The 13,177-nt window shown below is 62.7% G+C and carries 11 protein-coding genes and 1 other RNA gene; 7 read left to right on the forward strand and 5 right to left on the reverse strand.

Going from position 1 to position 13,177, the window contains the following annotated elements:
- Window positions 1–95 precede the first annotated feature (95 nt).
- The 5 genes from H1204_RS04445 to ompA form a co-directional block, all read right to left on the reverse strand.
- On the reverse strand, window positions 96–347 hold the full coding sequence (locus H1204_RS04445; protein ID WP_180730039.1) for a PAAR domain-containing protein: 252 nt from the start codon (window positions 345–347) through the stop codon (window positions 96–98).
- Window positions 348–613: 266 nt separating this feature from the next.
- Window positions 614–983: a transfer-messenger RNA gene (gene ssrA, locus H1204_RS04450) on the reverse strand.
- 108 nt (window positions 984–1,091) lie between these two features.
- Complete coding sequence (locus H1204_RS04455) at window positions 1,092–1,805, reverse strand: HAD-IA family hydrolase (RefSeq protein WP_180730040.1); 714 nt, start codon at window positions 1,803–1,805, stop codon at window positions 1,092–1,094.
- Between the two features lie 16 nt (window positions 1,806–1,821).
- Window positions 1,822–2,520 carry a bifunctional 2-polyprenyl-6-hydroxyphenol methylase/3-demethylubiquinol 3-O-methyltransferase UbiG gene (gene ubiG, locus H1204_RS04460; protein ID WP_180730042.1) on the reverse strand — a complete coding sequence of 233 codons (699 nt, stop codon included), beginning with the start codon at window positions 2,518–2,520 and terminating at the stop codon, window positions 1,822–1,824.
- Between the two features lie 195 nt (window positions 2,521–2,715).
- On the reverse strand, window positions 2,716–3,366 hold the full coding sequence (ompA, locus tag H1204_RS04465; protein WP_007576432.1) for an outer membrane protein OmpA: 651 nt from the start codon (window positions 3,364–3,366) through the stop codon (window positions 2,716–2,718).
- Window positions 3,367–3,868: 502 nt separating this feature from the next.
- On the opposite strand from ompA, the gene gyrA reads away from it, so the two are divergent.
- The 7 genes from gyrA (at window position 3,869) to aroA (ending at window position 13,176) form a co-directional block, all read left to right on the forward strand.
- Window positions 3,869–6,496: a DNA gyrase subunit A gene (gene gyrA / locus H1204_RS04470; RefSeq protein ID WP_180730044.1), complete on the forward strand. Its 2,628-nt coding sequence runs from the start codon at window positions 3,869–3,871 to the stop codon at window positions 6,494–6,496.
- Between the two features lie 116 nt (window positions 6,497–6,612).
- On the forward strand, window positions 6,613–7,218 hold the full coding sequence (locus H1204_RS04475; RefSeq protein WP_054934074.1) for a DUF2059 domain-containing protein: 606 nt from the start codon (window positions 6,613–6,615) through the stop codon (window positions 7,216–7,218).
- Window positions 7,219–7,430: 212 nt separating this feature from the next.
- Window positions 7,431–8,513: a 3-phosphoserine/phosphohydroxythreonine transaminase gene (gene serC, locus H1204_RS04480; protein ID WP_180730046.1), complete on the forward strand. Its 1,083-nt coding sequence runs from the start codon at window positions 7,431–7,433 to the stop codon at window positions 8,511–8,513.
- Window positions 8,514–8,585: 72 nt separating this feature from the next.
- Window positions 8,586–9,668 (forward strand): prephenate dehydratase, encoded by a 1,083-nt coding sequence (pheA, locus tag H1204_RS04485; protein WP_180730047.1) that lies wholly within the window; start codon window positions 8,586–8,588, stop codon window positions 9,666–9,668.
- A 58-nt stretch (window positions 9,669–9,726) separates the two neighbouring features.
- Window positions 9,727–10,839 carry a histidinol-phosphate transaminase gene (gene hisC, locus H1204_RS04490; protein ID WP_180730049.1) on the forward strand — a complete coding sequence of 371 codons (1,113 nt, stop codon included), beginning with the start codon at window positions 9,727–9,729 and terminating at the stop codon, window positions 10,837–10,839.
- Between the two features lie 51 nt (window positions 10,840–10,890).
- A complete protein-coding gene (locus H1204_RS04495; RefSeq protein WP_180730050.1) occupies window positions 10,891–11,853 on the forward strand; it encodes a prephenate dehydrogenase/arogenate dehydrogenase family protein in 963 nt (320 codons plus the stop codon).
- Between the two features lie 18 nt (window positions 11,854–11,871).
- Window positions 11,872–13,176 carry a 3-phosphoshikimate 1-carboxyvinyltransferase gene (aroA, locus tag H1204_RS04500; protein WP_180730052.1) on the forward strand — a complete coding sequence of 435 codons (1,305 nt, stop codon included), beginning with the start codon at window positions 11,872–11,874 and terminating at the stop codon, window positions 13,174–13,176.
- Window position 13,177 lies beyond the last annotated feature (1 nt).

Genomic DNA, 13,177 nt, shown 5'->3' on the forward strand with positions numbered 1-13,177 from the left:
CTGCTCTGCGAATGTCGGGCAACCGGCGTGCGGCCCGCGCAGCATGATGCTGCCGCGGGCTTTATTTTTTGGGGGAAGGGACGTATAGCGCGTGGTTACGCGCGGACGAGCGTCGCGCCACAGGTCGTGATGTCGCCGATGTAGGCGATGCGCTTGCCGTTGTGCCGGCGTCGGCCGCTAGCGATGATCGGATATTTGCCGCCGCAGCGCGGACATGCGACCAGGTGACCGTCGAGCGCAATGGCGATACCTTCATCGGTCAGATCCTGCGTCGCCTCGACGATCTTGCCGCCGTGGTCGGTGGCGTCACCGAGGCGGGCCATGATGGGGTCGTCTGTGTAGCTCATTGTGTGCATCTCCCGTTTGGTTAGTTGTACTGGGCGGATAGGGCGTACCGTCGGACTTGAAGACGGCCGTTCATTTGACGTCAGGTCAACCGCAGTGACTATCAGAAAAGGTTGAAAACGGGGTGCGAACGGGTGTCGGATGCGCGGGATGAGGGGGGCGAACCGGCGCCCGTGGTACTCGCGTGCGGCCGAAGTCAACAAAAAACCCGCAGAGCGCTTCGCTGTGCGGGTTTTCGTACTGCGGCGTGCTGCACCGTATTGAATATTGGTGGAGGCGGCGGGAATCGAACCCGCGTCCAGAAGTCCTCTACGACTAGTTCTACATGTTTAGTTCTGTCATTTGATTTAACCGTAGCGACGCGGACGAACACGCTGCACTACAGCGATTCACTAAATTTTCGACCCGGACGTCGTGACGCCGCCAAGGCTTAACTGACGTATATGACCTCTGTCGGTATTGCTACCGGTCTTGCGACACTAGCCCGTCAGTGAACTAGGCAGAGGACGGCGGCCCTTAGGCTGCCAGTGCGAACGTATCGTCGTTTGCAGTTACGTTTTTCCCATTGATTAACGAGGTGACGGGTCCTCGACATGCCCTAGCCGCTTCGCAACCCCTGTCGAAACCAGGTCGCCCCCACAGAAGGAATGAGCCACGCAAGTGGCTCAATGAACCATTTTACAGTAGCGGGGCCCGAGAGTCACGGCGAAACGAACGCGCGCTCCCGCACGCAGCGGATGGGGCCGTCAACTGATGTCGCGCAGCAGGTTGTGCAGTTCGCCCGTTGTCTTGACGACATGCTGGGCGTGCCATTGCGTAGGCGGAATGTCGTTGCCGCAATAACCATACGCCGCCGCGACGGTCACCATGCCGGCCGCAAAGCCCGCTTGCACATCGCGCAGATCGTCGCCGACATAGACGATCCGCTCCGGCGGCAGGTCCAGTTCCTTCGCGGCGTGCAGGAGCGGCGCGGGATGGGGCTTCGAATGCGGCGTCGTGTCGCCGCTGACGACGCAGCCTGCACGCGCCCCCAGCCCCAGCTGGGCGACGAGCGGCTCCGTCAGCCGCGCGACCTTGTTCGTCACGATGCCCCAGCGCACGCCGCGCGCGTCGAGGTCATCGAGAATGTCACCAATGCCTGGGAACAGTAGCGTTTCGATGCATAGATCCGCTTCGTAGTTTGCCAAGAACTCGTCGCGCATGGACGTGTAGTCGTGATGGTCGGGGCCGATGCCAAACGCGCCGCCGAGCAGGCCGCGCGCGCCCGCTGACGCGAGCGGGCGCAGCTGTTCCAGCGGCACCATCTCGAGGCCGCGCTCATGGCGCATCTTGTTGACGGCTGCGGCGAGGTCGGGCGCGGTGTCGGCAAGCGTACCGTCGAGGTCGAACAGAATGCCCTGGCAAAGACCGACAGATGCTTCTTCGTCTTCGCGCTGTGGCAGGGGCGTGGGATCGCTCATTGAAGTAGGCGCTGGATCAGGCTTCGCGACGGCACGCGAGCATGTAGTTGACGTCGGTATCGTTCGACACGCCGAAATGGCGCGTGAGCGGGTTGTAGGTGATGCCCTTGATTTCGACGGTGTGCAGATCCGCCGCGCGCGCGAAGCCGGCAAGCTCCGACGGACGGATGAAGCGGGCGTAGTCGTGCGTGCCCTTCGGCAGCATGCGCGCGATGTACTCCGCGCCGACCACCGCAAGCAGGTACGACTTCACATTGCGATTGAGCGTCGAAAAGAACACCCAGCCGCCCGGCTTGACGAGCGTCTTGCACGCTTCGACGACCTTCGACGGGTCGGGCACGTGCTCCAGCATTTCCATGCAGGTGACGACATCGAACGAGGCAGGTTCGCGGGCCGCCAGCACCTCTGCGGCGATCTCCTCGTAATTTACCGTTACACCACTTTCAAGGCTGTGAAGATCGGCGACGCCCAAGGCCTCATTGGAAAGGTCGATTCCCTTCACGTCGGCGCCCAAAGTCGCCATCGACTCCGACAGAATCCCGCCGCCGCAACCGATATCGAGCACGCGCTTGCCCGCGAGATGCGCGTGCGAGTCGATCCAGTTGAGCCGCACCGGATTCAGTTCGTGCAACGGTTTGAACTCGGCGTTCGGGTCCCACCAGCGATGCGCGAGATCGCTGAATTTCTGCAGTTCGTGGGGATCGGCATTGGTCATGACGGATGCGGCCTCGAAGGCGGGAGGGCGGGTGGATCGGAGAAACCCTGAGTATATAGGGCTGCGCACGGGGCGGCAAAAAGCGCCCGGTCGCGCGTGTTGTGTGTCGTCTCGCGCGGTAGCTGACGCCGCGCAGGCGGAGCATAAAAAAAGCCCCGCCGAAGCGGGGCTTTGCATACTGCGGTTTTTTGTAGCTTACTGCTTCGAAGTACCGACAACTTCGACTTCCACGCGACGATCCGGTGCGAGGCAGGCGATGAGTTGCTTGCGGTTCTTCTGGTTGCAGCCCGTCGTAACCGGGTTGCGCTTGCCCTTGCCTTCCGTGTAGATACGGTTGGCTTCGATGCCCTTGCTGACCAGGTATGCCTTGACAGCTTGTGCACGACGCAGCGACAGACGGTCGTTGTACTTGTCCGAACCGATGCGGTCGGTGTAGCCGGTGGCCACGACGACTTCCAGGTTCAGGCCTTGAATCTTCGATGCGAGATCGTCCAGCTTTTCCTTGCCAGCCGGCTTCAGGATTGCCTTGTCGAAGTCGAACAGCGTGTCAGCTTGATACGTGATCTTCTGGCTGGTGATAGCCGGAGCGACCGGTGCCGGAGGTGCCGGCGGCGTCGGTGCTTGTGCGACCAGTGCGCCATCGCACTTTGCGTTAGCCGTTGCCGGCGTCCAGAACGCGTCGCGCCAGCAAAGCTCATTCGTGCCGTTCATCCACACGTATTCGCCGGTGCCGTTCACCCAGTTGTCGTTCGTGGCTTGTCGCGACGCCGGCACCGACTGTGCCATAGCGGATGCAGCCATAACTGCGGTAGCTGCAATGAACGCGAGCTTTGAAAGTTTATTCATATTTCTCCTCTCGAAATTGAGATTACCGCAGGTTTACTGCGAGCCTGTTGACAAAGACCAGTCATACATTGCTCGAAGTATAACATCGGTGCGGAACAAAAGACGCTGTGCGTAGACTTCGAGCAGTGTCTAACTTTGTGCGTTGGCATTTTGCCATATCGTTCCCTTCCGACGATAAAAAAATCCGCCCCCTATTCATACGCCCGGTCGAATGTGGTGCATGCGCAACAAAAGGTGTCAAGTTCGTCAAGAGCCCGCCGGAGGCCGTTTCGGGAGGTTTGCGAGACAGCATTTTCCGGGCCTGGTCACCACGGTCGCGAGGCGCTTCCAGGTGCCGTTTTCGCGCGTCCCACTAATAGGTATACGCATGTCGCCGGGAGCGGATGCGGCGCATGGTAGAATCGCGTGATGCGCTGCGCTCGCAGATGCATAGGGGTAGGCCCAAGCGGTGAGGTGAAGAACGCGTTTCCCTCATCGTCTTCGCGCGTAAACGATACGGACAATGGATCAATTCGCCAAAGAGACTCTACCAATCTCCCTAGAGGAGGAAATGCGCCGCTCGTATATCGAGTACGCGATGAGCGTGATTGTAGGGCGCGCGCTTCCCGATGTCCGCGATGGTCTGAAGCCGGTTCACCGGCGCGTGCTGTACGCCATGCACGAGCTGAACAACGACTGGAACCGGGCGTACAAGAAGTCGGCGCGTATCGTCGGCGATGTGATCGGTAAGTATCACCCGCACGGCGACTCGGCTGTATACGACACGATCGTCCGCATGGCGCAGGATTTTTCGCTGCGCTACATGCTCGTCGACGGACAAGGCAATTTCGGGTCAGTCGACGGCGACAACGCCGCGGCGATGCGTTACACCGAAATCCGCATGGCGAAGATCGGCCACGAGCTGCTCGCCGACATCGACAAGGAAACGGTCGACTTCCAGCCGAACTACGACGGCAGCGAAAACGAACCGACCATTCTGCCCGCGCGCATCCCGAACCTGCTGATCAACGGCTCGTCGGGCATTGCTGTCGGCATGGCGACGAATATTCCGCCGCACAATCTGACCGAAATCGTCGACGCCTGCCATCACCTGCTGAAGAACCCGGAAGCGACGATCGACGAGCTGATCGAGATCGTGCCGGCGCCGGATTTCCCGACGGCGGGCATCATCTATGGCGTCGCCGGCGTGCGCGACGGCTACCGCACGGGGCGCGGGCGCGTCGTGATGCGCGCGACCACGCACTTTGAAGAGATCGATCGCGGCCAGCGCATGGCGATCATCGTCGACGAACTGCCGTACCAGGTGAACAAGCGTTCGCTGCTCGAGCGGATTGCCGAGCTTGTGAATGAGAAAAAGCTGGAAGGCATCTCGGACATTCGCGACGAATCCGACAAGAGCGGCATGCGCGTCGTGATCGAGCTGAAGCGCGGCGAAGTGCCTGAGGTCATTCTCAACAATCTGTACAAGGCGACGCAGCTTCAGGACACGTTCGGCATGAACATGGTCGCGCTGGTCGATGGCCAGCCGAAGCTGCTGAACCTGAAGGAAATGCTGTCGCATTTCCTGTCGCACCGTCGCGAAGTATTGACGCGGCGCACTGTATACGAATTGCGCAAGGCGCGCGAACGCGGCCACGTGCTCGAAGGCCTCGCCGTCGCGCTCGCCAACATCGACGATTTCATCGCGATCATCAAGGCCGCGCCGACGCCGCCCATCGCGAAGCAGGAGTTGATGGACCGCCCGTGGGATTCGTCGATCGTGCGCGAAATGCTGCAGCGCGCGGAGACGGACAATGCTTCGTCGGGCGGCCGCGCCGCGTACCGTCCGGAAGGGTTGAACCCGGCGTATGGCATGCAGGCCGACGGACTCTACCGTCTGTCGGACACGCAGGCGCAGGAAATTTTGCAGATGCGTCTGCAACGCCTGACGGGCCTCGAGCAGGACAAGATCCTCAGTGAGTATCGTGACGTGATGACGCAGATCGCCGATTTGCTGGATATCCTCGCGCGTCCCGAGCGCATAACTTCGATCATCTTCGACGAACTCACCTCGATCAAGGGCGAATTCGGCGACGAGCGCCGCTCGCGCATCGAGATGAACGCGACCGAGCTGAACACGGAAGACCTCATCACGCCGCAGGACATGGTCGTGACGATGTCGCACTCCGGTTACGTGAAATCGCAGCCGTTGTCCGAATATCGCGCCCAGAAGCGCGGAGGTCGCGGCAAGCAGGCGACGCAGATGAAGGAAGACGACTGGATCGACACGCTCTTCATCGCGAACACGCATGACCACATCCTGTGCTTCTCGAACCGCGGCCGCGTTTACTGGCTGAAGGTTTACGAAGTGCCGCAGGGCTCGCGCAATTCGCGCGGCCGTCCGATCGTCAACATGTTCCCGCTGCTGGAAGGCGAGAAGATCACTGTCGTGCTGCCCGTCAAGGAATTCTCGGCCGACAAGTTCATCTTCATGGCGACGGCCCTCGGCACGGTCAAGAAGACGCCGCTCGAAGCATTCAGCCGTCCGCTGAAGAAGGGCATCATCGCGGTCGGTCTCGATGACGGTGATTACCTGATCGGCGCGGCGATCACCGACGGCGAGCATGACGTGATGCTGTTCTCGGATTCGGGCAAGGCAGTCCGCTTCGACGAGAACGACGTTCGTCCGATGGGCCGTGAAGCGCGCGGCGTGCGCGGCATGCAGCTCGAAGACGGTCAGCAGGTGATTGCGCTGCTCGTCGCGGGCGACGAACAGGAGTCGGTGCTGACGGCAACGGAAAACGGCTACGGCAAGCGCACCCCGATCACGGAGTACACGCGCCACGGCCGCGGCACAAAGGGCATGATCGCGATCCAGACGTCTGAGCGTAACGGCAAGGTGGTCGCCGCGACGCTGGTCGACGCGGAAGCGCAGATCATGCTGATCACCAATACGGGCGTGCTGATCCGCACGCGTGTGTCGGAAATTCGAGAAATGGGCCGCGCTACGCAAGGTGTTACACTCATCAGCCTTGATGAAGGCACCAAGCTTTCCGGTCTGCAGCAGGTTGCTGAAGCGGAAGCAGACGTGGACGGCGACGCCGACGCGCCTGCGGACGAAGCGGGCGGCGACGAAAACGAAGCGTCGTGATCCGCAGCGAAGCTTCTCAAGTAATGCGTAAAGCCACGCGGGCATGTTGAGCGCATCGGGCCGATGCGCCGCCTGCGCGGCGAAGCAGTTAGGTTAATTTCTCTTAGGGAGTAGTGATGCAAAAACGTTTCAAGCAGTTGATGGTTCTGGCCGCTTTCGTCCCGACCCTCGCGATGGCGCAAGCGCTGCAAACCCAGCAGCCGGCTCCGGCTGCCCCGGCTGCCGCTGCCCCCGTCGACCCGGCGAAGCAGGCTGCCATCAAGAATCTGCTCGACGCGATCGACGCACAGAAGCTGGTCGGCGCGATCGGCAACAGCGCGCAGATGCAGGCAAAGCAGCTCGTCCCGGCCATCCTGTCGGACGCGCTGTCGGAAAACAAGACGATGACGGACAAGCAGAAGCAGGCTTCCGTGCCGTCGCTGCAGAAGAACGCCGTGCCGAAGCTGGTTGACTCGGCAGGCCAGGTCTTCGCAACGGACGCATTCAAGCAGGACGCGATGCAAGCTCAGTACGACGCCTACGCGAAGTACTACAGCACGCAGGAAATCAACGACCTGACCGCGTTCTACAAGAGCCCGACGGGCCGCAAGTTCATCCAGGTTCAAGACCAGGTTGGCCGCGACGTCGTGAACGGTCTGATGCAGAAGTACATGCCGCAATCGATCAAGGCAACGCGCGACCAGGCTGACAAGGAAGTCGCTTCCGTCAAGCCGGCGAAGTAAGCAGGTCGAACGAGGCTGAACGGCGCTCGGTGCGCCTGTCACGAGTGGCGTGAGAGGGAATGCGTTAATTCCCTTGAAACGCCGGGGTTTGGCGGGTTTCGAGCGTCAATGCGATAATGGCCGTTTGCGCTTGCGCGCAGACGGCCATTTTCTTTCAGGCGCGGTTTTCGGCTCTTTCCCATGCCGCGTGCCTGCTTCCCAGGGTTCTCACGATGCGCGTCTTCAATTTCTCCGCCGGTCCTGCGGCCATGCCCGAAGAAGTGCTGCGCCAGGCAGCCGACGAAATGCTCGATTGGCGCGGCAGCGGCATGAGCGTGATGGAAATGAGCCATCGCGGCAAAGAGTTCATGGCGATTCATGAAGAAGCGCTGACCGACCTGCGCGAATTGCTGCGGGTGCCCGCAAGCCATCAGATTCTATTTCTGCAAGGCGGCGGTCTCGGCGAAAACGCAATCGTGCCGATGAACCTGATGGGCCGCAAGGCGCGCGCAGACTTCGTCGTGACGGGGTCCTGGTCGCAGAAGTCGTTCAAGGAAGCGCAGAAATACGGCGCGGCGCATATCGCGGCGAGCGGCGAAACGGCTGACGGCTTCACCCGCGCGCCGGCGCGCGCCGAGTGGAACCTGTTCGACGATCCCGCCTATGTGCACCTGTGCACGAACGAAACGATCCACGGCGTCGAGACCTTCGAGATTCCCGATCTCGGCGACATTCCGCTGGTCGCCGACGCGTCGTCGCACATCCTGTCGCGCCCGATGGACATCGCTAAATATGGCGTGCTGTTCGGCGGCGCGCAGAAGAACATCGGGATGGCGGGCGTGACCGTCGTGATCGTCCGCGAAGATCTGCTCGATCGTTCGATGACCATGTGTCCGTCGGCATTCGAATGGAAAACGGTCGCGCTGAACAATTCGATGTACAACACGCCGCCCACTTACGCGATCTACATCGCCGGGCTGGTGTTCAAGTGGTTGAAGAAGCAGGGCGGGTTGACTGCGATCGAGGCACGCAACGTCGAGAAGGCGAAGCTGCTGTACGACACGATTGATTCCAGCCGCTTCTATCTGAACAAGGTGGAGCGCAACGCGCGGTCGCGGATGAACGTACCGTTCTTCCTCGCTGACGAGTCGCGCAACGAAGATTTCCTGGCCGGCGCGAAGGCGCGCGGGCTGGTGCAGCTGAAGGGCCACAAGTCCGTCGGCGGCATGCGGGCGTCGATTTACAACGCGGTGCCGCTCGAAGGCGTCAAAGCGCTTGTCGAGTACATGAGGGAATTCGAACAGCGCAGCGCGTGATCCTTCCGGTCGCAGCGCGCGCATCCTCTCCGAACTGGCCCTATACAGGACTCGAAGCGGTCCTTTAGAAGCATGGACGACGAACTCAATTCTCAACTCAAACCGCTGCGCGAACGCATCGACGCGATCGACGCGCAGCTCATCGCGCTGCTGAATCAGCGCGCGGCGGTCGCACTCGAAGTCGGCGAGGTCAAGAAGCACTTCAACGCGCCCGTGTTTCGTCCGGAGCGCGAGCAGCAGGTCATTGCCCGCCTGCAGGACATGAGCGCCGGGCCGCTCGCGGGCGAGCACATCAGCGCGATCTGGCGCGAAATCATGGCCGCGAGCCGCGCGCTGGAGAAGAACATCACGGCCGCCTACCTCGGGCCGGCCGGCACCTATAGCGAACAGGCGATGCACGAGTACTTCGGTCAGTCGATCGAAGGCTTGCCTTGTTCTTCGATCGACGAAGTGTTTCGCTCGGTCGAAGCGGGCGGCGCGGAATTCGGCGTCGTGCCTATCGAGAATTCGACGGAAGGCGCAGTGTCGCGCACGCTCGATCTGCTGCTGCAAACGCAATTGCTGATCGGCGGCGAACTCGCATTGCCCATCCATCATAATCTGCTGACGCTCAACGGCGGTCTGGCCGGCGTGACGCGCGTGTGCGCGCATGCGCAGGCGCTCGCGCAGTGCCAGCGCTGGCTGGCCACGCACGCGCCGCATCTCGAGCGCCAGGCCGTGTCGAGCAACGCCGAAGCCGCGCGCATGGCCGCGGAAGATCCGACCATCGCGGCCATCGCGGGCGATCGTGCCGCGACGCAATACGGTCTGCACGTCGCTTACGCGCTGATCCAGGACGATCCGCACAACCGCACGCGCTTCGTGATGATCGGCAAGCAGCCGACAGGCGCGAGCGGCTACGACAAGACGTCGCTGATCGTGTCCGTCGCGAACGAGCCCGGTGCGATGTTCAAGCTGCTCGAACCGCTCGCGCGCCACGGTGTGTCGATGACGCGTTTCGAGTCGCGTCCGGCGCGCGTCGGCACGTGGGAGTACTACTTCTACATCGACGTCGAAGGCCATCGCGACGACGCGCCCGTTACAGCCGCGCTCGCCGATCTCGGCCGGAAAGCAGACTTCCTGAAGATTCTCGGCTCGTATCCGCGCGCCCGCTGATACGTCCGACATCGTTTCGCAACCCGTAAGCAAGCCCAAGAATTATCCGGAGATACACATGACAACGTCTTTCGGTCCGTCCTACGTTCGCGCGATCGCGCCTTATGTGGCTGGCAAGCCGATCTCGGAAGTCGCGCGCGAATTTGGGCTGGACGAAGCGCGTATCGTGAAGCTCGCGTCGAATGAGAATCCGCTTGGCATGCCGGAGTCCGCGAAAACGGCGATGGCGCAGGCGGCGAGCGAACTCGGCCGCTATCCGGACGCGAACGCCTTCGAACTGAAGGCCGCGCTTTCCGCGCAATACGACGTGCCCGCCGACTGGATCACGCTCGGCAACGGCAGCAACGACATTCTCGAACTGGCCGCCCATGCGTTTGTCGAGAAGAACCAGTCGGTCGTCTACGCACAATATTCGTTCGCCGTGTACGCGCTGGCGACGCAAGGCCTCGGCGCGCGCGCGATCGTCGTGCCCGCCGTGGAGTACGGCCACGATCTCGACGCGATGCTCGCCGCAATCAGCGACGACACGCGCCTCGTGTTCGTCGCGAACCCGAATAACCCGACGGGCACGTTCATCGACGGTGCGACGATCGAAGCGTTTCTGTCGAAGGTGGCGCGCCACGTCGCCGTGGTGCTCGACGAGGCGTACACGGAATACCTGAGCGCAGACAAGCGCTACGACTCGATTGCGTGGGTGCGCCGCTATCCGAACCTGCTGGTGTCGCGCACGTTCTCGAAGGCGTTCGGTCTTGCCGGTCTGCGTGTCGGCTTCGCCATCGCGCAGCCGGAACTGACCGATCTGATGAACCGTCTGCGTCAGCCGTTCAATGTGAACACGCTCGCGCAAGCGGCCGCGATTGCCGCCCTGAACGACAAGCCGTTCCTGCAAAAGAGCGCTGAACTGAATGCACAGGGCTATCAACGTCTGACGCAAGCGTTCGACAAGCTCGGTCTCGAATACGTGCCGTCGCATGGCAACTTCGTGCTGGTGCGCGTCGGCAATGACGACGGCGCGGGCAATCGTGTGAATCTCGAACTGCTGAAGCAGGGCGTGATCGTGCGGCCGGTGGGCAGCTACGGCCTGCCGCAGTGGCTGCGCGTGACGATCGGCCTGCCGGAAGAAAACGAGGCGTTCATCGCGGCGCTCGAAAAGACGCTGGCGACGGCCTGAGCGTTTCAATGCAATCCACGCGCCTCGACAATAGCGGGGCGCGTTTTTTCTGTGACTGACGTGGCAGCGTTCTCTTTCGACAAACTGGTGATTTTCGGCGTCGGGCTGATCGGCGGATCGCTTGCGCGCGCGCTGCGCGAACGCGGCGACGTGGGCGGTGAGCGGCGGGTGATTGGCGTGGGGCGGTCGGCTGCATCGACAGAGCGCGCGCTCGAACTGGGCGTGATCGACGCGAGCGCCTCGCTCGCCGACGACGCCGCGCTGCGCGCCGCGCTGGAAGGCGCCGACGTGGTATTGCTCGCGGCGCCCGTCGCGCAGACGCAGCCTTTGCTGGAACGCATCGCACCGTTTCTCGACCCGTCGACGATCGTCACCGACGCCGGCAGCACGAAGTCGGACGTCGTCGCGGCGGCACGCGCGGCGCTGGGCGAGCGGATCGGCCAGTTCGTGCCCGGTCATCCGATTGCGGGCCGCGAATCGAGCGGCGTCGACGCCGCTTTGCCCGACCTGTACGTGAACCGCAACGTCGTGCTGTGCGCGTTGCCGGAGAACGCGCAGGCATCGGTTGATCGTATTGCCGCGATGTGGCGCGCCACGGGCGCCAGCGTGCACGCGATGCCGGCGGATCAGCACGACCGCGTGTTCGCGTCGGTCAGCCATTTGCCGCATGTGTTGTCGTTCGCGCTGGTCGAGCAAATTCTCAATTCATCCGATGCCGCGCTGAAGTTCTCCTTCGCGGCGGGCGGTTTCCGCGACTTCACGCGCATCGCTGCGTCGAGCCCGGAAATGTGGCGCGACGTCTGCGTGGCGAACCGCTCGGCGCTGCTCGACGAGATCGACGGCTATACGGCGGTGCTGGCGCGTCTGCGCAGCGCGATCGAAGCCGGCGACGGTGCGACGCTCGAAGCCGTGTTCGCCCGCTCGCGCGCGGCGCGCAGCGAATGGCAGGAGCGCGCAACGCCCACGCAAAAAGCGTCGCCCGAACGCTCCGCAACCGACGACGCGTCGAAATAACTGGACACTGGAATTCACATGGAACATCTCGATCTCGGACCCTTTTCCCGCGCGTCCGGCACCGTCCGTCTGCCCGGCTCGAAGAGCATCTCGAACCGCGTGCTGCTGCTCGCGGCATTGTCCGAGGGCGAGACGACGATTACCAATCTGCTCGATTCCGACGACACCCGCGTGATGCTCGACGCGCTCGAAAAGCTCGGCGTGAAGGTCAAGCGCGACGGCGACACTTGCGTCGTGACGGGCACGCGCGGCGCGCTGCCGGCAGCGCGGGCGGATCTGTTCCTCGGCAACGCGGGCACGGCGGTGCGGCCGCTGACGGCAGCGCTTGCTGTGAACGGCGGCGACTATCGGATTCACGGCGTGCCGCGCATGCATGAGCGGCCGATCGGCGATCTGGTCGACGGCCTGCGGCAGATCGGCGCGAAGATCGACTACGAAGAGAACGAAGGCTTTCCGCCGCTGCGTATCCGTCCGGGGCAGATTTCCGTCGATGCACCCATCCGCGTGCGCGGCGACGTGTCGAGCCAGTTCCTGACGGCGCTGCTGATGACGCTGCCGCTCGTGAAAACGGAAAGCGGCGAGACAATCGTCGAAGTGGCGGGCGAGCTGATTTCGAAGCCGTATATCGAGATCACGATCGCGCTGATGGCGCGCTTCGGTATCAAGGTCGAGCGGCTCGGCTGGGAGCGCTTCACGATTCCGAACGGCGTGCGGTACCAGTCGCCCGGGAAGGTCATGGTGGAAGGCGACGCGTCGTCGGCCTCGTATTTCCTCGCGGCGGGCGCGCTGGGCGGCGGACCGCTGCGGGTCGAAGGCGTGGGGCGCGCGAGCATCCAGGGCGACGTCGGTTTCGCGACGGCGCTGATGAAGATGGGCGCGAACGTCACGATGGGCGACGACTGGATCGAAGTGCGCGGCGTCGGCAACGACCACGGCAAGCTCGATCCCATCGACATGGATTTCAACCTGATCCCCGACGCGGCCATGACGATCGCCGTCGCCGCGCTGTTCGCCGACGGCACGTCGACGCTGCGCAACATCGCGAGCTGGCGGGTGAAGGAAACCGACCGCATCGCCGCGATGGCGACCGAGTTGCGCAAAGTGGGCGCGAAGGTGCAGGAGGGCGAGGATTTCCTCGTCGTCACGCCGCCTGAAACGCTGACGCCGAATGCCGCCATCGACACTTACGACGATCACCGCATGGCGATGTGCTTCTCGCTGGTGAGCCTCGGCGGCGTGCCCGTGCGGATCAACGACCCGAAATGCGTCGGCAAGACGTTCCCCGATTATTTCGAGCGCTTCCTCGCGCTCGCCCAACCCTGAC

The organism is Paraburkholderia sp. PGU19 (genome assembly GCF_013426915.1).
Taxonomy (GTDB): domain Bacteria; phylum Pseudomonadota; class Gammaproteobacteria; order Burkholderiales; family Burkholderiaceae; genus Paraburkholderia.